This is a genomic window from Rhodococcus sp. WY5 (assembly GCF_018588185.1).
Lineage (GTDB): Bacteria > Actinomycetota > Actinomycetes > Mycobacteriales > Mycobacteriaceae > Rhodococcus_F > Rhodococcus_F qingshengii.
In genome coordinates, this window is the sequence record NZ_JAAMPR010000001.1 from 5,705,640 (window position 1) to 5,723,477 (window position 17,838).

Annotated in this window: 16 protein-coding genes; 8 read left to right on the plus strand and 8 right to left on the minus strand. The window is 62.9% G+C overall.

Features of this window, described 5'->3' with window-relative positions; genetic code table 11:
- Positions 1–96: 96 nt before the first annotated feature.
- Genes G4D79_RS26265 through G4D79_RS26275 form a run of 3 tightly spaced genes read left to right on the plus strand, consistent with a single transcriptional unit; the run spans position 97 to position 4,157 of the window.
- Positions 97–1,074: a TauD/TfdA family dioxygenase gene (locus G4D79_RS26265; protein ID WP_042452972.1), complete on the plus strand. Its 978-nt coding sequence runs from the start codon at positions 97–99 to the stop codon at positions 1,072–1,074.
- Positions 1,071–3,392 carry an arylsulfatase gene (locus G4D79_RS26270; RefSeq protein ID WP_214514549.1) on the plus strand — a complete coding sequence of 774 codons (2,322 nt, stop codon included), beginning with the start codon at positions 1,071–1,073 and terminating at the stop codon, positions 3,390–3,392. Before G4D79_RS26265 ends, G4D79_RS26270 begins: the two co-directional genes overlap by 4 nt.
- Before the next feature lie 15 nt (positions 3,393–3,407).
- Positions 3,408–4,157, plus strand: a complete 750-nt coding sequence (locus G4D79_RS26275; RefSeq protein WP_003942076.1) for an SDR family NAD(P)-dependent oxidoreductase — start codon at positions 3,408–3,410, stop codon at positions 4,155–4,157.
- A 15-nt stretch (positions 4,158–4,172) separates the two neighbouring features.
- Here G4D79_RS26275 and G4D79_RS26280 read toward each other — a convergent pair whose 3' ends face one another.
- The 4 genes from G4D79_RS26280 to G4D79_RS26295 all read right to left on the minus strand — a co-directional run bounded on the left by G4D79_RS26280 (position 4,173) and on the right by G4D79_RS26295 (position 8,859).
- Positions 4,173–4,931: an ESX secretion-associated protein EspG gene (locus G4D79_RS26280; RefSeq protein ID WP_054187843.1), complete on the minus strand. Its 759-nt coding sequence runs from the start codon at positions 4,929–4,931 to the stop codon at positions 4,173–4,175.
- Positions 4,928–6,466: a hypothetical protein gene (locus G4D79_RS26285; protein ID WP_214514550.1), complete on the minus strand. Its 1,539-nt coding sequence runs from the start codon at positions 6,464–6,466 to the stop codon at positions 4,928–4,930. Before G4D79_RS26285 ends, G4D79_RS26280 begins: the two co-directional genes overlap by 4 nt.
- 120 nt (positions 6,467–6,586) lie before the next feature.
- Positions 6,587–7,783, minus strand: a complete 1,197-nt coding sequence (locus G4D79_RS26290; RefSeq protein ID WP_042452959.1) for an Ig-like domain-containing protein — start codon at positions 7,781–7,783, stop codon at positions 6,587–6,589.
- A gap of 32 nt (positions 7,784–7,815) precedes the next feature.
- On the minus strand, positions 7,816–8,859 hold the full coding sequence (locus tag G4D79_RS26295) for a UDP-N-acetylmuramate dehydrogenase (protein ID WP_214514551.1): 1,044 nt from the start codon (positions 8,857–8,859) through the stop codon (positions 7,816–7,818).
- Between the two features lie 74 nt (positions 8,860–8,933).
- Here G4D79_RS26295 and G4D79_RS26300 point away from each other — a divergent pair, with 74 nt between their 5' ends.
- From G4D79_RS26300 to G4D79_RS26310, 3 genes are all read left to right on the plus strand, one after another.
- A complete protein-coding gene (locus G4D79_RS26300; RefSeq protein WP_042452956.1) occupies positions 8,934–9,431 on the plus strand; it encodes a DUF2505 domain-containing protein in 498 nt (165 codons plus the stop codon).
- A gap of 76 nt (positions 9,432–9,507) precedes the next feature.
- Positions 9,508–10,008 (plus strand): DUF2505 domain-containing protein, encoded by a 501-nt coding sequence (locus tag G4D79_RS26305; protein ID WP_007735352.1) that lies wholly within the window; start codon positions 9,508–9,510, stop codon positions 10,006–10,008.
- 7 nt (positions 10,009–10,015) lie between these two features.
- Entirely contained in the window at positions 10,016–10,804 is a 789-nt protein-coding gene (locus G4D79_RS26310) for a hypothetical protein (RefSeq protein ID WP_003941937.1), read from the plus strand.
- A gap of 70 nt (positions 10,805–10,874) precedes the next feature.
- Here G4D79_RS26310 and G4D79_RS26315 read toward each other — a convergent pair whose 3' ends face one another.
- From G4D79_RS26315 to G4D79_RS26325, 3 genes are all read right to left on the minus strand, one after another.
- Positions 10,875–12,917 (minus strand): Ig-like domain-containing protein, encoded by a 2,043-nt coding sequence (locus G4D79_RS26315; RefSeq protein WP_214514552.1) that lies wholly within the window; start codon positions 12,915–12,917, stop codon positions 10,875–10,877.
- Positions 12,918–12,998: 81 nt separating this feature from the next.
- A complete protein-coding gene (locus G4D79_RS26320; RefSeq protein WP_250887578.1) occupies positions 12,999–14,435 on the minus strand; it encodes an Ig-like domain-containing protein in 1,437 nt (478 codons plus the stop codon).
- Between the two features lie 310 nt (positions 14,436–14,745).
- A complete protein-coding gene (locus tag G4D79_RS26325; protein ID WP_003941523.1) occupies positions 14,746–15,324 on the minus strand; it encodes a hypothetical protein in 579 nt (192 codons plus the stop codon).
- A gap of 127 nt (positions 15,325–15,451) precedes the next feature.
- Here G4D79_RS26325 and G4D79_RS26330 point away from each other — a divergent pair, with 127 nt between their 5' ends.
- Positions 15,452–16,222 carry a DUF2993 domain-containing protein gene (locus G4D79_RS26330; protein ID WP_075835195.1) on the plus strand — a complete coding sequence of 257 codons (771 nt, stop codon included), beginning with the start codon at positions 15,452–15,454 and terminating at the stop codon, positions 16,220–16,222.
- Here G4D79_RS26330 and deoC read toward each other — a convergent pair.
- Positions 16,219–16,884: a deoxyribose-phosphate aldolase gene (gene deoC, locus G4D79_RS26335; protein WP_047268935.1), complete on the minus strand. Its 666-nt coding sequence runs from the start codon at positions 16,882–16,884 to the stop codon at positions 16,219–16,221. The two genes, G4D79_RS26330 and deoC, sit on opposite strands and share 4 nt — an antisense overlap.
- A gap of 64 nt (positions 16,885–16,948) precedes the next feature.
- Between deoC and purU the strand changes: the two genes are divergently transcribed.
- Entirely contained in the window at positions 16,949–17,836 is an 888-nt protein-coding gene (gene purU, locus G4D79_RS26340; protein WP_214514553.1) for a formyltetrahydrofolate deformylase, read from the plus strand.
- The last annotated feature ends 2 nt before the right edge of the window (positions 17,837–17,838 follow it).

Sequence of the window (17,838 nt, forward strand, 5' to 3'; positions counted from 1 at the left end):
CACAAATCAGGTGCGGTAACGATCACACTGAACGCAACCCTGTCGGGGCGAAATCTCGCGTGTTTGGGTGGGCACACTCCCCACGAAAGGTGCACCATGTCTACAGCTTTCGCCAAGCCGACCCTCACGAATTCGGCATCAACGAACGGAGCGGCCGTTGACGCCGCTCGCGGCACTGTCACCACCCTCGGCGCGCATATCGGCGCCCGAATCGACGGAATCACTCTCGGCGGGCATCTCGACCCGGCGACGATTTCCCTCATCCGGCAAGCACTTCTCGAACACAAGGTGATCTTCTTTCGCGGGCAAGACCACCTCGACAACGATTCGCAGTACGAGTTCGCCCAGCTGCTGGGTACCCCGACCACTGCCCACCCCACCGTGAAGTCGCACGGCGCAAAAGTTCTGCCCATCGACTCGGACCTGGGCAAGGCCAACAGCTGGCACACCGACGTCACCTTCGTCGACCGCATCCCCAAGGCTTCGATCCTGCGCGCGGTGCAGCTACCCGAATACGGCGGTTCCACGACGTGGGCGTCGGGGGTAGCCGCCTACAACGGACTGCCGGATCCGCTCAAGGCGCTCGCGGAGAACCTCTGGGCTCGCCACACGAACGTCTACGACTATGCGGCAACCAGCGCCGAGCGGCTCACCGAAGATCGCACGGCCGCCTACCGCGAGGAGTTCCAGTCCACGTACTTCGAGACGGAACACCCGGTGGTGCGGGTCCACCCCGAAACCGGAGAACGCACGCTCGTCCTCGGACATTTTGTCAAGAACTTCGTCGGGTTGAGCACCGAACAGTCGAACGGTGTATTCAAGCTCTTGCAGGATCACGCCATCAAGCTCGAGTACACGACGCGGTGGAACTGGGAAGCGGGTGACGTCGCGATCTGGGACAACCGCGCCACCCAGCACTACGCGATCGCCGACTACGACGATCAGTACCGGCGTCTGGAGCGCATCACCCTTGCCGGCGACATCCCGGTCAACATCCACGGGGAACGAAGCCGCAGCATCGCCGGCGACGCTTCCGAATACTCGATCATCGAAGGCGCCTCGACTCTCCCATGACTTCACCGGATTCCGCCCCTCCTCCGCACGCCCGCGGATACGAAGGCTTCGAGGGTCGAATCGGCCGCACCGCAGCCGATTCGACCCCGTCGTGGCCCACCTCCACGACCCCGATTCCCGGATCACCCAACATCGTCGTGGTTCTGATCGACGACATGGGGTACAGCGACATCGGGCCGTTCGGCTCCGAGATCGAGACTCCCACCCTCGACCGCCTTGCCGCGCAGGGCATTCGGATGACCAACTACCACACGACGCCCCTCTGCTCGCCGTCGCGCGCAGCTCTTCTCACCGGCCTGAATCCGCACCGCGCCGGGTACGGTTTTGTCGCCAACGCCGATCCGGGCTACCCCGGACTGCGTCTGGAATTGGCCGACGACGTCCAGACACTCCCCGAAATCCTCCGCGGCGCGGGCTATGCGACCTATGCCGTCGGCAAGTGGCACCTCGTACGCGACGCCAACCTGGCCCCGGGACGAAGTCGTGACTCCTGGCCGACGCAGCGCGGTTTCGATCGCTACTACGGCTCACTCGAAGGCCTCAACTCCTTCTACTATCCCAATCAACTGATCTCCGACAATTCTGTGGTCGACGTGGACGAGTACCCCGAGGGGTACTACCTCACCGACGATCTGACCGACAAAGCGGTCGGGTACATCAAGGACCTCCGCGCCCACGATCAGGACAAGCCGTTCTTCCTCTACTTCGCACACGTCGCCATGCACGGACCGTTGCAGGCCAAGCCTGCCGACCAGGAAAAGTACCGCGGCCGCTACGACGAAGGGTGGGATCGAATCCGCGAGTCGCGGTTCGCCTCTCAGCTCGTGCAAGGCCTCTTTCCGGAAGGTACGCAACAAGCACCGCGAAACTCCGAACCCGGCTTCGACGTCCCCGAATGGGAATCACTCACGCCGGAAGTGCAGTCCAGGTTCGCCCGCTACATGGAGGTGTACGCGGCGATGGTCGACTCGATCGATCAGAGCGTCGGACGCATCGTCGACACCCTGGACGAACTCGGCGAGCTCGACAACACGATCATCGTCTTCACCTCCGACAACGGCGGCACCGCCGAGGGCGGTTCGGACGGGACCCGAAGCTACTTCGCACAGTTCGCGCATATTCAGGATCCGGACTGGGTGGGCGATGTCCCCCACGACGAATCCCTCATCGGCGGACCTGAATTGGGCGTCCACTATCCACGTGGATGGGGACAGACGTCCAACACCCCGTTCCGGTTCTACAAAGGGCAATCCTTTGCCGGCGGGATCCGTGTTCCTTTTCTCCTGTCCTGGCCCGCTGGATTGAAACCCGGAGCAGACGACAACGGGATTCGCGACCAGTTCGCGTACGTCACCGACCTGACCCCTACGCTGCTCGAACTGGCCGGAATCGACGCACCCAGTGTGCGAAACGGGCTCCCGGTGAAAGAGTTCGACGGGGTGTCTTCCGCGTCCGTTCTGCGTTCGTCTGCCGCTCCGAGCACTCACACCGAGCAGTACACCGAGATGACCGGCAACCGTGGCTACTACAAGGACGGCTGGAAACTGCTGGCTCTCACCCCGGCGGACATCGACAAACCGCACTGGCAGTTGTTCGACGTCCGCACCGACCCGACCGAGCTCGACGACCTGGCATCACGGTTTCCCGACAAGGTTCGCGAACTCGCCGAGGCCTGGGACCACTCGGCGTGGGCGAACACCGTGTTTCCTCTACTCGGCAATACCGTCGGCGCGGTTCGCCGTCCGGAGGAAGGAGCACTCTCACGCCCGGTGCGACTACTTGCCGGAACGCCCCCGCTGGAGCGCTACCGCTCATCCAAGCTGATCGGGTTCCGCGACTTCGACATCACGGTCGAACTCGACGGTTACCGCGAAAGTGACGCCGGTGTCCTTGTCGCCCATGGCGATCCGCAGGGTGGGTACCTTCTCTACGTCGAGGACGGGCACCTGCATCTCGGGTACAACGCGTTCGGTTCCTACTCCGTTGTCGACGCCGGACCGCTGGCGCTCGGCACCAAACGCATCGAGCTGTCGGTGACGGTGGTACCGCGGTTGCGTTGGGATCTCCACGTCAGCGTCGACGGCATTCACGCGGGCCGGCTGCTCGGGCAAGTACAACTGGTGGGAATGGCGCCGTGGACCGGTATCTCGGTCGGTGTCGACGCCAGGGGACCTGTGTCGTGGGAGGTACGACGACGCCATGGTCCCTTCCGGTACAGCGGCGCGCTGCGCGCCGTCACCTACACACCCGGCCGGATACAAGTACCGCGTCGTCACATCGAATCCATCGAACGGGAAGCAGAGTATGCCGCCGACTAGCCCTACGATTGCATCATGACCATTTCTTCCGATGCCCGCATCGCCGTAGTCACCGGAGCCAGCTCCGGAATCGGTGAGGCCACCGCCCGCACCCTGGCAGCTCAGGGATTCCACGTCGTGATCGGTGCTCGCCGCGTCGATCGTCTCGAGAAGATCGCCGAGGAAATCGGTGGTACCGCTCTCGAACTCGACGTCACCGACGAGGATTCCGTCGACGCGTTTGCGGCCGTGGTCCCACGTGTCGACGTGTTGGTCAACAACGCGGGTGGTGCAAAGGGTCTGGCAACAGTCCTGGACGCCGATCTGGACGACTGGCGGTGGATGTGGGAGACCAATGTTCTGGGCACGTTGCGTGTGACGAAGGCACTGCTGCCGAAGCTGATCGATTCGGGTGACGGTCTGGTCGTGACCATCACCTCGGTGGCCGCGCTGGAGGCATACGACAACGGCTCGGGCTACACCACCGCCAAGCACGCTCAAGCCGTCCTTCATCGGACATTGCGTGGTGAACTGTTGGGCAAGCCCGTTCGACTGACCGAAATCGCGCCGGGAGCCGTCGAGACGGAGTTCTCACTCGTCCGGTTCGAGGGCGATCAGGACAAGGCCGACAAGGTGTACGAGGGAATCACACCGTTGGTGGCGCAGGACATCGCCGAGATCATCGGTTTTGTCGCGTCGCGGCCGTCACATGTGAACCTCGATCAGATCATCGTCAAGCCGAGGGATCAGGCAAGCCCCGGTCGGTTCCACCGCACCACCAGCTAGTTCGAATCGTTCTGACTAACCAGTGCGAATCACCCGGTGCAGGACGAGGCCGAGATTGCGTGCAATCTCGGCCTCCGTCATTTCCGTGGAAGCGCTACGGGCACTTACGGTTTCATCAGCGGTGACGATGTACCGACCATCTCCGGCATAGTCGTACCAGTGGAACGTTATTCCGTCGTCTGTCGGTCTGCTGTCCACCGCTCCTCCCGGGTATGTGGTGACTTCACCGATCGAGGTCCGCTCTCGGCCGAAGAATCTGCTCACTTCCTCGCTCCCGCGCGCACCGGCAGCACTGCTCAGAAAGCTCGCTCTACCGGAAGTTTTCGGCCTTTCGATGCTCACACCACGCTCCGATCCAGCGGGGCAGGTCGGCAGGTGATCGACGAGCATCCGTGGAATTGCCGATGGGCGTACCACGGTGAAAACCACGTCGGAGCCACAGTCGACAGTCCTGCCGGGCAGTTGAGTCAGGAGCACCCCCAGGTCGCCGGCAACAACGCCGTGCAATCGCGTCACCGTACTCATGTTCTGCCCGTGAAAACCGGAAACCTCCACGCGAGCATCAGGATTCGCAAGAGCACCGAGTACGTGATGCAGCCGATCGTCGAGCAACCAAGCCAGGTGTGCTCCCGCTCGACGTCGCTCTTCTGTCAGCTCGTTCATGGTTTCGGCCGTCGGACGAAACCGCAGCGGGTACGGGAGTCGGTCACGTCCGACCGCTTCCCAGAGAATCTGGAATTCGAGGCCGGTGAACTGCCACTGCATGGTGGTCATTCGCCCAGCACCGCCGGGGAGACCATCGGTAGGTCGCCGACCAGGGCATTGCCGTTCTCGACGGTGACGAGGTAGCCGGGGGTGTCGTGAACGTTGTCTTCGTCTTGCCCTTGCCCTCGTCCCGGTGCCATGCCGCCGACGCCACCCATCGCGCCCCGACCGCTCTGCGCGCCCGTCGCCGAGGTACCGCCAGTTCCGTTGACGCCCCCACGCCCGCCACCGGCGAGGCCACCGGTGCCGCCAGGGCCGAGGGCTCCGACTCCGGTTCCGCCTGGCCCGAAGCCTCCGGTACCGATTCCACCAGCAGGACCACCACCCGAACCGCTACCTACCAGGCCTGACGGCGTTCCGGAACCAAGCTGAGCGCCATTCGGAGTTGCACCTGCCAGGCCACCTGGCGCTGCACCGGCCGGCAGTGGGCCGGCATGTGCCGCCGTGGTCCCGGCCGGGTCGGAATCGGTTCCGGATCGAACTGCATCGACGTTCGGATTCCCTTGGGCATCAACGCCGCTACGGTTGTCACCATTTCCGGAATCGGTGCCGGATGGATTCTGACCGGAACCGTCTCCGGCCGGGTTTGCACCGCCGGAGTTTCCACCGTCCGCTCCCCCACCGACTCCGCCACCCGATGTAGATGGCGTGCCGAGCCCGTTTCCTGGACCCGAAAAGTTCCCGCCGTCGGCACCACCACCACCGAATGCACCGCCACTTCCAGCCCCGCCACTTCCAGCCCCTCCACCGCCGGTGACCGGATTGAATGCGGCCGGGAGGATCGGCACCTGATCGTCCGCACGCTTCATGGACGGCAGATACACGTCCTTCATCACCTGGCGCGCTTGACGTTCGGCTTCTTCCGCTTCGTATTGGGCCTGCTTCCATGTAGCCCCGGGAACCATGCTGAGAAACCTCTCGACCGTCGAGGCGCCGTCGGGGGCCGGAATCGAGCGTTTGGCCTCGTCGAGTGCGATCTTCGCCTCCTCGATCTTGTTCGAGATCAGATCGACCCGCACCTTCAGCTCACCCGCATCAGCCGAGTAGGCCAGCACTGCTTCCAGCGCAGCCGAGCCGCCGCGCCCCTGCCAGCCTTCGGTGATCGCACCGTTCACGTCGTTCTGGAACTTCCCGATGCCGGCTTCGACCCGGCCTGCAATGGCCTTCCAAGCCTCACCGATCGCACTCAGGGTTGCCGGATTCATCTCGTTGACGTGGTCGAAGATTTCGGAGTGCGACATCGCATCGAACGGATCGTCGTCCACGATTGCGTGTTCGCTGTACTCGAGCGACGACGTCTGGGCGGTGAGGGCATCGCGCTCACCCCAGGCTCGTGCGCGCTCCACATCGGCGTCGACGGTCGCAGCAGCCATCTCGTCGTCGAACGCGCCGCGGTCGTCGGTTATGGATTGCACCAGAGCAGATGTAGCGATTGCGCTCGCGATGGGAGTGCCGACAACTGGCAATGCCGCCACGCCGGGAGGCACGGCCTGCGTCGCTTCGGAGATTCTTCCCAGCACGTCTTCCAGAAATGGAATGCCCACCGCTGTCCCCCTGAAGTCGAAAACCCCCGTCGGACTCCCCCGAGCCGACAGCACTTACCTGTACAGACGCAAGCAGAGCCCGGACGGTTCCCTCATCCACGGATTTACCGCAGTACAGAGTTACGGCAGTGCCGACATCGACTTCCAGGTCGGCAGATCGATTGCCCAGTCGTAGATGTCGCCGTCCGCAGGAGACAGGTCGATCGACGTGCCGGTCACCTCTACGGGGTCACCGTAGAGGGCGGTTCCGAAGTATTCCTGCGCGTCGGATGTCGACAGGTTGATGCAACCGTTCGTGACGTTCGACGAGCCCTGCACCCCGGTGGTCTCAGGATTGGCGTGGATGAATTCGCCGTTGTTGGAGATGCGCACGGCCCAACGCTCACGCACGTTCTCGTAGAACGGCGGATTGGACATCATGAAGTCTTCGTACTTCTCCGTCACCATGTGAATGCCGCTGCGCGTGACGTTGCGAGGTTCGTTTCCCTCGCCGTAGCTGACGGGAATGTCCATGATCGTCTGACCGTCGCGCACCACCTGCATGCGGTGGCTGGGCGCATTCGCCTTCACGATCTGGCTACGACCGATCGTGAAGTCGAGCGTGAGATCCTGGTCGCCGAAGGCGCCACCGCCGTAGTTCAAGCCGTAGAGCTTGGCGTCCAGATGGACAGTCGTGCCCGGCACCCAGTAATCGGCCGGACGCCAATGGGCCCGCGATCCGCCGTTGTCGTCGGCCAGCCAAGCCCACGATCCGGCGGTGGGCGGCACGGTGGTCACGACAAGCGCCTTCTCGACGGCCGCCTTGTCGACGACGGAGTTGTCGAACTGCAACGTGATCGGTGCCGCGATACCAACTTCTTGGCCGTCGGCGATGTTGAGGGTGGCGCCGGTGGTCGACTCCGGGGCAACCGTCGTAAAGCTCCCTTGGACTGGCACGGATTTACCGTCGGTCCCGGTTGCCGAGCCCGACCACGAATACGTGGTGCCGTAGCCGAGTGCCTCACTGACGGTGAACGATGTCTTGTCAGGCGACAATTGTCCTGCAACGGCTTTACCGGCCGCATTGCTGAGGCTGACGTCGGACAGCGTTCCCTGGGTCACCGCCACCGAGACGGGGGCGACCGGGCTGACATCTTTGGTGCCGGGCGCCGGCGTCGACACCACGGTCGCCACCGGTGCTGGCTCGGCGGCCGCCGCGCCGCCCTGTCCGTCCTTGCCACCGATCGTGCAGCCGACGACGGCCACCATCACAGCGAGCAATACAGCTACCAACGCAACAAGACGCGAACGACTTCTCCTACCACCCAGCTCATGCACTTCAACAGGCTACCTGCGGGCTCCGTCAGGAATCAGATGGTGCAGCCCACAGTTACCGGTTCCGGTTCCAGGTGGACACCGAACGCGGCTTCGACGCCGTCGCGCACTGTCCGCGCGAGCGAGACCACATCCGCGCTCGTTGCCGACCCTCTGTTGGTCAACGCCAAGGTGTGTTTCGTCGACAGCCTGGCCGGTGCATCTTCACCGGGATAACCCTTCGAGAATCCGGCCCGTTCGATCAACCATCCGGCCGAGAGCTTGGTTCCACCACTGCCCGGGAACTGCGGCACGGTGACGTCTCCGAGCTGTTCGGTTATTGCTCCGAGCACAGCGGGCAGCTTGTCGTCCGGCACCACGGGGTTGGTGAAGAAGGAACCCGCGCTCCAAGTGTCGTGGTCGTACGGATCGAGCACCATCGCCTTACCCGTCCGAAGACCCAGAACTGCCTCGCGGACCTGCGACGCAGGTAACCGCTCGCCTTCTTCGGCCCCGAGTGCGGTGAACAGTTCGCGGTACGCGAGCGGGGCACTCAGTCCGTCGGTCGACGCATCGAATTCGACGGCGAGAACCACTGCTGCATCGGAATGCTTGAGAACGCTCGACCGGTAACCCAAGTCGAGTTTCGACGGTTCGACCCACGACACTTCGCCATTGCGTCGGTCGAGCAGTTGAACTCGCCGGAGTCGCGAGCCCACCTCGACGCCGTACGCGCCGACGTTCTGCACCGGCGTCGCACCGGTCGAGCCCGGAATCCCGGACAGGCACTCGAGGCCACCCAGTTCCGCGGCGACCGATTGACCGACTACTTCGTCCCACACCGCGCCCGCTTCGGCGACGACGCGGTCCGTGTCGAGGCTCACGGTGGTGTTGGCCACACGAACGACAACTCCGTCGAATCCCGAGTCGGAGATCACGAGATTGGATCCGCCGGCGAGAATCAGCGTCGGGATCTGCTCGCGATCGAGCAGCGTCACGACGTCGATCAACGACTGCGTCGTCGGACATTCGGCGAGCAGCCGCGCCGGTCCCCCGATTCGGAGCGTCGTCAATCCCGACAAGTCAACGTTCTCGGACACGAAAGCGCCTGATTCCACGACGCGTCTGCCAATGGTTACGTCCCACACATCGATAAACGGTAGCCTCCACAATCGTGAGCCGTCGCATCGAGCATTCGTCGAAGTACACAGTCCCCGCCGAGAAGGTCCATGAGGCGGTGACCTCCGAGCAGTACTGGCGCGACCGAATCGTCGCTGTCGGTGGTCCCGGCGCAACGATCGAAGAGCTGACCGTTCGCGACGAGACCGTCGCGGTCACGATGTCGCAGATCATTGCCGCAGAGCATCTCCCCAGCATGGTGTCGAAAGTCGTCAACGGCGACATCGTCATCAAGCGCAGTGAAACGATGGCGCCTTTCAAGGACGGCAAGGCCACCGGCACCTTCTCCGCCCACGTCGACGGCGTTCCCGCCCGTGTCGAGGGCACGCAGGTGCTGACAGGTGACGAGAACTCCGCCACTCTCGAGATCGACGGTGAGGTCGAGGTCAAGATCCCGTTCCTCGGCGGAAAGATCGAAAGTGCGATTGTCGACGAGGTTGTCCGGCTCATCCAAGCCGAACAGGATTTCACCCGGGAGTGGATCACGAAGTAAAACCCTGCGGGCGGCGGCAGTTGTGGATACAGCCGATTTGGCTTGTCACAGCGTGTAACCGGTATTCTTTCCGATCATGGCTCGCCGCATCGACTACTCCGCCCGCTATCAGCACTCCCCCGAGCAGGTCTATGCGGCGCTGGCGGACCGCTCGTACTGGGAGGCCCGTGTCGAGGAGATGCGCAAGCATTCCGAGAACCATGTGGAACATTTCGAGGTCACCGATTCCGGAATCGATCTCGTGCTCCACCACATTCTTCCGCGCACGGATTTGCCTGACATCGCTCAGACAGTGATGAAGAAGGATCTTGTCATCACTCGTAAGGAGTCGTACGGCGCCTTCGGTGACACCGTGACCGGAACGTACGAAGCGTCCATCCCGGCCGGGCCGGGGAGTTTGTCCGGCACCATGGAGTTGTTCGCGACCGATACCGGGTCCACGCTGCGAACCACGTCCGAGGCCAAGGTCTTCATACCTTTCATCGGCGCGAAGTTGGAGCAACTGATGCTCATCAACCTCGTAGATCTGTTCCGCACCGAAGCCCAGGTCACCGCGACCTGGCTCGCCGCACGCTGAACCCGGCGTGAAGAAAGCTCCACCCCCGAAGATCGAGGGGGTCATCACCCGTGGCACGACGGGAATCAACAGACTGCGACGTAGTGACCGGTGGATCGTGCACAACCGCACTATCGCGCACGCCCTGAACAACGCGACCGATCCGTTGATCGTCGACCTCGGGTACGGGGCGAGGCCGGACACCACCTTCGAGATGGCAAGCCGCCTCACCGCTGTCCGGCGGGATCGACGCGTCATCGGGCTCGAGATCGACCCCGCCCGCGTGGTCGAGAGTCGTGACGGTGTCAGCTTCGCCCGTGGTGGATTCGAACTTGCCGGTCTCACACCCGTCTTCGTACGCGCCTTCAACGTGCTCCGGCAGTACCCGGAGGAGGCTGTGGACTCTGCGTGGTCACACATTCAGTCCGGTCTCGCACCGGGCGGGCTGCTACTCGACGGAACCTGCGACGAACTCGGGAGGCGTTGCGCCTGGGTGCTTCTCGACGCTGATCGTCCATTGACCCTGACACTGGCCTGGGACCCCTTCGACATCGAGCGTCCTTCCGACATCGCGGAACGTCTCCCGAAGGCTCTCATCCACCGCAACGTTCCCGGTGAGCCGATCCACGCGTTGCTCAGCGCGGCCGATCGAGCCTGGGCCACCGCCGCGCCGCACGCCTCGTTCGGACCTCGCCATCGTTGGGCCGCCGCATTGGAAATTCTTCGGGCACAAGGAATTCCCGTGCAACCCGCGCGGCGACGTCTTCGTGACTGCATCCTGACCGTGCCCTGGCACGTCGTAGCGCCGAATCCCTGAACTCACAGACGGGAAACGCCCCGCCGCGGAGGCGTTCTCCGCGGCGGGGCGTCCGTGTGCAGGCGTCGGGCTAGGACCCGAAGATGTTTTCCAGGCTTCCCAGTGAACCGGTCGAACTGCCGCCGTTGCCGGGATCGCCGCCGTCGGACGCTGCCGTTACCTTGACGGTGACTGCGGCCTGGGTCTCGGAACCGAGATAGCCGTCAGTTCCACTGAACACCGCGGTGATTCGGCGATCTCCGAGTTCAGTGAAGGTGTGCGAGAGCGTGGCCTTACCGTTCACCACCGCAACCGGTCCACCGATCGGGGTGGTTCCGTCCATGAACTGGACCGTTCCTGCGCTGAGCGTAGGTACCACTGCCGCAACAAGATCGACCTTCGCGCCCTTGACCGCTGACGCCGGAGCGCTCACGGTGATGGACGTTTCCTGATCCTCCGCGGCCGGAGCCGTGACCGAAACCGACTGAGCGGCCGAGGTAGAGGTGAGGGATCCTGTTGCACCCGAGTAGACGGCCGTGATGTCGTGCGTGCCGACGCTCGCGAACTCGTGCATGATCGACGCCTTGCCCTCGACGACCGGCACCGGCGAGCCGAGATTGCCCGAGCCGTCCTTGAACTGCACTGTGCCGCCCACCGGCGTCGGCGTGACAGTTACGGACAGACCAACTGCCGTACCGGTTTTTGCATCCGCCGGAACGGTCAAGACCGTCTGGGTCTGCTGGTCGGTGGGAGCCGGCGCCTTGACGTTCACGGTCTGGGCGTTCGATGTCGAACCCAAGTAGTTACCCGAACCCGAGAACACTGCGGTGATGCCGTACTCACCCGCCACGTTGAAGGTCGGCGTGGTTGTTGCCTTACCTGAGGCATCCACGGGAACCGGGGATCCCAGATCCCTGCCACCTTCCTTGAACTGCACGGTTCCGCCTGCAGCACCGGTCGAGACGGAGGCAGTGAACGACAAGGCCTCCCCTGTCGAACCTGTCGACGGGCCGACGAGGGTAGTCGTTGTGTTCTCCTCGACCACCACCGGAGCGACTGTCAGCGCATGTGGCGCCGATGTCGAAGTCTGGTAGACACCGGAACCGGAGTACACCGCCACGATCGAATGCGCTCCGACTACATAGGAATTCGTCAGCGAAGCCTTGCCGTTGGCATCGACGGGAACGGCGCCGCCGACGTCGGTTGCACCGTCCTTGAACTGCACCGTGCCACCCGCCGGAGTGGGCGACACCGTAGCCTCGACGGTCACGGACTCACCTGCAACTGCACTTGCGGGACCGGTGATCGCGGTTGCAGTGCTCTTGTCCGCTTCGGACACTACGACGTCGAAAGCTGACGACGTGGAGGTCGCCACCTTTGCATTACCGAGATACTTGGCCGTCACGCTGTGGGTTCGGACGTCAGCCGGTGTCCAGGCAAGCGTTGCAACACCATTGGCGAGCGCGCCCGCACCGACCTTGGTGGCACCGTCGAAGAACTCCACCGAATCACCGTCGGCACCACCGGTCACCGTCGCGCTCAGCGGAACAAGTTGTCCCAACTTCACGCCACTGGTCGGTGACAGCGTCGTCGTCGAAATGTTCTTCGACACCGTCACCGCCGGGCCCTTGTTCTGGAAATCGGAACTCGTCACTGACGCGTTGTAATGCACCGAAGTATCCAACGGCACCTCACGCGCACAATCCGCGCCCACCGTGTACTTGAACTCGAAAGTCTTCGAGTCGTTGTTGTACAGCGGCCACTCTGTCAGTGACCCCTTCACACGAACAAAATCAGCACCCTTGGACTCGACACTCCGCGTCGAACCATTCACCTTCGCTGAACCCTCGACGTACGTCAGACATGTCGGATGAACATCCTTGATCGCATACAGGTAATCCACGACGATGTTCTTCCGCTTGAACACAGTCTTCACGGTGATCGTCTCGCCCTCGGACGGAGTCACATTGCTGATCGTCCGCGTGTATTCGTAGTTGTTCGCATTCCACGTCAACGAACCCGGTGTCTCCGGCGCAGCTCCCGCAACCCCGACACCCGCAACCACCGCGAAACCCGCAGCAACAGCAAACACACTCAGACCTGCAACTGCACGACGTGCAGAACCTACAGACATAGATTTTCCTTCTCGAGAAGTGAGGGATATGGGTGATGCCCCACCACCTGAAGCGGGCGGGGCATCACCGGGTATCGATTGCTAGGAGCCGAAGATGTTGCCGAGGCTGCCGAGCGAACCGGTGCCGTTGCCTGGTTCTTCACCGTCGACGGGTGCGGCGATCTGGACGGAGACCTGATCGGACGATGCCGTCACCGTGCCGGCGCCCGAGTACTCCGCCGCGACAACTCGCTGCCCTTGAGTTGCGGGCTTCCACGAAAGGCTGGCCTTTCCGGATGAATCGACCGTGGCCGTGCCGATGACGGTCTCGCCGTCCTTGAAGGTGACTGTGCCACCCGCATTGGCGGGGCTGATTTGAGCGGAGATCGTCTGGGCAACGCCGACCTGGCCCGCTACTACGCTGAGATCTGTTGTGGAGCTTGTTGTTCCGGCGGGCTGTTCGGCGACTGTCACATTCGCGGTGGTACTCGACCCGGTGACACCGGATCGACCGGCGAATACGGCTTCCACCGTCTGTGCACCGGCGACCGTCGGAACCCAGGCATAGGTCGCTTCACCGTTGCCTGCCACCGGCACCGAAGCGAGCACCGTTCCGCCGACCTTGAACGTGACCGTTCCACCGGTGCCCGACGCGGACACAGTCGCTTTGAGATTGGTCGACTTGCCGACCTGCGCGCCCGAGATCGGCGCCAGAGTCGTGCTGGACTGAGCATCGGCCTGCGAAACGTTCACGATCAGCGCTGCCGAAGCGGAGCCGACGGCACGCGCCGTGTCGGCGAACTTCGCTGTGATCGAGTGGTCTCCACGGGTGGTCGGTGTCCAGGCAAGTGTTGCAACACCATTGGCGAGGGTACCCGCACCAATCTTGGTGGCGGCGTCGAAGAACTCCACCGAATCACCGTCGGCACCACCGGTCACCGTCGCGCTCAGCGTCACCGGTTGCCCCACCTGAGCGCCACCGACGGGCGCAAGTGCTGTCGTCGAGACGTTCTTCTGAATGTTGACCGAAGGACCACGACCATTTGTCGTGTCATTCACCCAAGCCGAACCGTCGAAATGCACTGTGCTTGCCAGATCGGTCCCGCGCTCACATCCTGCGCCGACCCGATACTGAAACTCGAACGACTTCGTATTGTTCTGATACAACGGCCAATCCGTGATGCTCGCGCTCACACGCACAGAATCAGCGCTCACCGGCGTTTCCGGGGAATAGGCCTTCCCGTTCACCCTCGCCGAGCCCTCGACATACGTCATGCACGACGGATGAAAATCCCGAACCGCGTAGAGGTAATTGACCACAAAGTCGGTCCGCTTGAACACTGTCGTAGAGGTGATCACATCACCTTCCGACGGCGTCGCGTTACTGATCGTTCGTGTGATCTTGTAACCACTCGAATTGAACTCCGCCGTCACCGGAGCCGCACCAGCAACCCCGACGCCCGCAACCACCGCGAAGCCCGCAGAAACAGCAAAAACACTCAACCCACCGACAACACGACGAACACCACTCACGGACATCCAGATCCCTCTCGACAACGGGGCAGACAGGCGTCCAGGACAAGCGTCCGTCTGCTTTCGATGCCGTGACGTTATCCCATTGACTGTAAAGTAACTACGCTTTTCGCAGATTTAGTTCATCGGCGACATCGCCGAACTGCAATAACAGTGGGCTGAACGTCCCGAACCGCACATCTGGATGCGTTCTTACCTGCGCTAAAGACAAAACAGTCGCCCGAAAATAGCGATTTACAAATCTCTGATATCGGCGTCATATTCGATTTCGGGCGTGATGCCAGAAGGTCGCAGGAGCCTCGAAGATCTCTCTCGGCTACAGGCTTGCGGCCAGAGCCAACTCGACCCGAACAGCAACGTCGACGCTCGCGTTCTCACACGAGAGATACAGCTCGTGCGCGTCCAGTCGACCTATCGCGACCGCATCGGCGACTACTTCGTTGAGCAGGACTTGAGAAATTCCACCGGAAGCGAGGTCGTGCACGGTACGCAAAGGCGTGGTGATGCGGATGGGCCCGATCTGTTCACACTCGTCGTCCGCGAGCGGCAGTCGGTGCAGCGCTACCTGACGGGTCGGCGCCGCGAGAGGGTGCGCAACGGAGAGGTGAATGAAGCGAGGTTGCAGGTGCCCGAGGCCATGCAGATCTGCGGCACTGTAGTGCGAGACGGTGGCGCTACCGGCGAACCACGTGCACCACTTCGCGAACTCGTCCAAGGCGGTATGTCTGACGCGTTCGAGGCGAAAAAGTCCGCGACACTCACATGTCCATGTTCCGGATTCCGTCATTTCTTCCATCAACGCCAGACCGAAACCCAGTTCGGATGCCTGGAGAGCCGTGACAAATCCGCACTGTCGCAGCGCCAGCAGCTCGAGTGATTCGTAGTCCGAAGCCATGACCACCTCCGGTGACCGTCGAAAACGCCGTTTCGAACAGACTACGGGCGAGTGTGTCGCGCATCACAGGAATGAGGAAGTGCGTATTCACAGAGTTCGTTCAGACTCGTCGGGAAGAATCTGGCGAATGACTGTCGCAGCGAACAACCCTCGTCCGCGCAACCGAGTGCTCATCATCCTTCTCGTGGTGATCGCCGTACTCGTCGCGGCGCTCGTCGGTGGAGAACTGTACGTACGCAACCAGGTGAAGACCTGCATGGCCGATCAGTTCCAGAGCGAACTGGGATCCCAGGTCGACGTCGGGTTGAGCTGGAAGCCCGTACTCCTGCAGGCAGTCGACAAGAAGGTGCCGTACATCAGCATCGACAGTGACGACTCTTCGTTCGGCCCCGCAACGGGAATGCAGGTTCACGCGAAGGTGAACGACATCAACTTGCAGCCCTCGGCGGGCAACAGCGGCACCATCGGCAGCTCCAGCGCCGACGTCACCTGGTCTACCGCAGGCATTCTCGCCACCTTGCAGGAACAGACCTTCGGCGGGCTCGTCTCCGGCGTCACCGCCGACTCGAGCGCCGGAACACTCGCGTTCGACGTCGGTCCGGTCGGGCTCGCGAAGCTCACGGTCAAGCCCACCGTCACCAACGGTGTGGTCGACGTCCAGACCGTCGGCGCCGAGATTCTCGGATTGGGTCTGCCGACCGATCTGGTCGACGGCATCGTCCAGACACTCACCGACAGCCTGCAGACCTACCCGCTGGACATGAAGCCCACGAAGCTGACCGTCACCGACGACGCTATCCTGATCTCGTTGGAGGGCGGCGCTTACGCCATGCCCGTCGCCGACGCGAACAACCAGAACACCTCGGCGGTTCCGGACAGCTGCGGCCTGCTGACCTAGTCGGCCAGACCGTCCAATACTGCTCGACTTCCGGATAGTCCGAGGCGGGTGGCGCCGGCCGCGATCATGTCGAGCGCTGCCTGCGTCGTACGTATTCCGCCACTGGCCTTGACTCCCACGCCCGGGCCGACCGTCTGCGCCATCAGTGCGACGGCCTCGACCGTCGCTCCACCCGCGGGGTGGAAGCCGGTGGAGGTCTTGACGAAGTTCGCCCCGGCACGCACAGCTGCGCGGCAACATTCGACGATGGCCTCGTCGGACAGCGCTGCGGTTTCGAGGATCACTTTGAGGATCGCACTCTCCCCCATCGCCTCGCGGACGGTGAGAATATCGGCCAACACCGCGCTGTAGTCGCCGGCGACCGCCGCTCCTACGTCGATGACCATGTCGATCTCGGCTGCGCCTTGATCGACGGCCAGTCGCGCTTCAGCACCCTTGACCAGCGAATGATGCTTCCCCGACGGGAATCCGACGACGGCCGCCGTCACAAGTCCCTCGGCGCGAATCGGCAACATCGACGGCGAGACACAGACAGCCAGCACACCGAGGCTGCGTGCTTCGTCGATCAGGGCGGTCACATCGGCCGCGGTGGCTTCGGGTTTGAGGAGAGTGTGGTCCACCATCGCGGCAACCTGGGAACGAGTGAGTGCAGCTTCAGACATGTTGGAAAGCTTGGCACACCACCACGCGACCGTCGCTGCAGCCGCACCTGAGAGACTAGGCCGCATGACCGCTGCACCATCGATCGATGATCGTCGCTATGTTCTGTCCCTCGGCTGCCCCGACACCACGGGCATCGTCGCACGCATCTCGACCTTTCTCACCGACGTCGGTGGATGGATCGTGGAGGCCGCATACCACGCCGATGCCGACACCGGATGGTTCTTCACGCGTCAGGCGGTCCGTGCATCGTCGGTGAGCATGAGCATCGACGAGCTTCGTGAACGGTTCAAAGCTGTTGCGGCCGAGATCGGTCCGGAAACCGAGTGGACTCTTCACGACTCCGGCGCACCCAAGAAGATCGTGTTGCTCGTGAGCAAGGAAGGTCACTGCTTGCATGACCTCCTTGGCCGCGCCGCGGGTGGGGAACTCCCCGCAGAAATCAGCGCCGTCATCGGAAACCACGAAGATCTGCGCAGTGTCACCGAGCGCCACGGGATCGACTTCCACCATGTTCCGTTCGCCAAGGACCCGGCAGAACGGGGACCGTCCTTCGCGAAGGTCCGCGCCCTGGTCGACGCTCACAATCCCGACGCCGTGGTTCTTGCCCGATTCATGCAGGTGCTGCCCGAATCACTGTGCGAGCACTGGGCCGGGCGCGCGATCAACATCCACCACAGCTTCTTGCCGTCGTTCATCGGTGCCCGCCCCTATCACCAGGCGTTCGCCCGCGGCGTGAAGTTGATCGGCGCCACCTGCCACTACGTGACCGCCGAACTCGATGCCGGTCCGATCATCGAGCAGGACGTGATCCGTGTGGACCACGCCGACGATGTCGCCGACATGGTCCGTCAGGGTCGAGACATCGAAAAGCTCGTACTCTCCCGCGGACTGCGCTGGCACCTCGAGGATCGTGTGCTTGTCCACGGGCGCAAGACGGTCGTCTTCAGCTAGAG

Excerpts from the sequence above, each read along its gene's own strand:
- G4D79_RS26265 (WP_042452972.1), top strand. The coding sequence starts at position 97 with ATGTCTACAGCTTTCGCCAAGCCGACCCTCACGAATTCGGCATCAACG.
- G4D79_RS26270 (WP_214514549.1), top strand. The coding sequence starts at position 1,071 with ATGACTTCACCGGATTCCGCCCCTCCTCCGCACGCCCGCGGATACGAA.
- G4D79_RS26275 (WP_003942076.1), top strand. The coding sequence starts at position 3,408 with ATGACCATTTCTTCCGATGCCCGCATCGCCGTAGTCACCGGAGCCAGC.
- G4D79_RS26280 (WP_054187843.1), bottom strand. The coding sequence starts at position 4,931 with ATGACCACCATGCAGTGGCAGTTCACCGGCCTCGAATTCCAGATTCTC.
- G4D79_RS26305 (WP_007735352.1), top strand. The coding sequence starts at position 9,508 with ATGGCTCGCCGCATCGACTACTCCGCCCGCTATCAGCACTCCCCCGAG.
- G4D79_RS26315 (WP_214514552.1), bottom strand. The coding sequence starts at position 12,917 with ATGTCTGTAGGTTCTGCACGTCGTGCAGTTGCAGGTCTGAGTGTGTTT.
- G4D79_RS26320 (WP_250887578.1), bottom strand. The coding sequence starts at position 14,435 with ATGTCCGTGAGTGGTGTTCGTCGTGTTGTCGGTGGGTTGAGTGTTTTT.
- G4D79_RS26325 (WP_003941523.1), bottom strand. The coding sequence starts at position 15,324 with ATGGCTTCGGACTACGAATCACTCGAGCTGCTGGCGCTGCGACAGTGC.
- G4D79_RS26330 (WP_075835195.1), top strand. The coding sequence starts at position 15,452 with ATGACTGTCGCAGCGAACAACCCTCGTCCGCGCAACCGAGTGCTCATC.
- deoC (WP_047268935.1), bottom strand. The coding sequence starts at position 16,884 with ATGTCTGAAGCTGCACTCACTCGTTCCCAGGTTGCCGCGATGGTGGAC.
- purU (WP_214514553.1), top strand. The coding sequence starts at position 16,949 with ATGACCGCTGCACCATCGATCGATGATCGTCGCTATGTTCTGTCCCTC.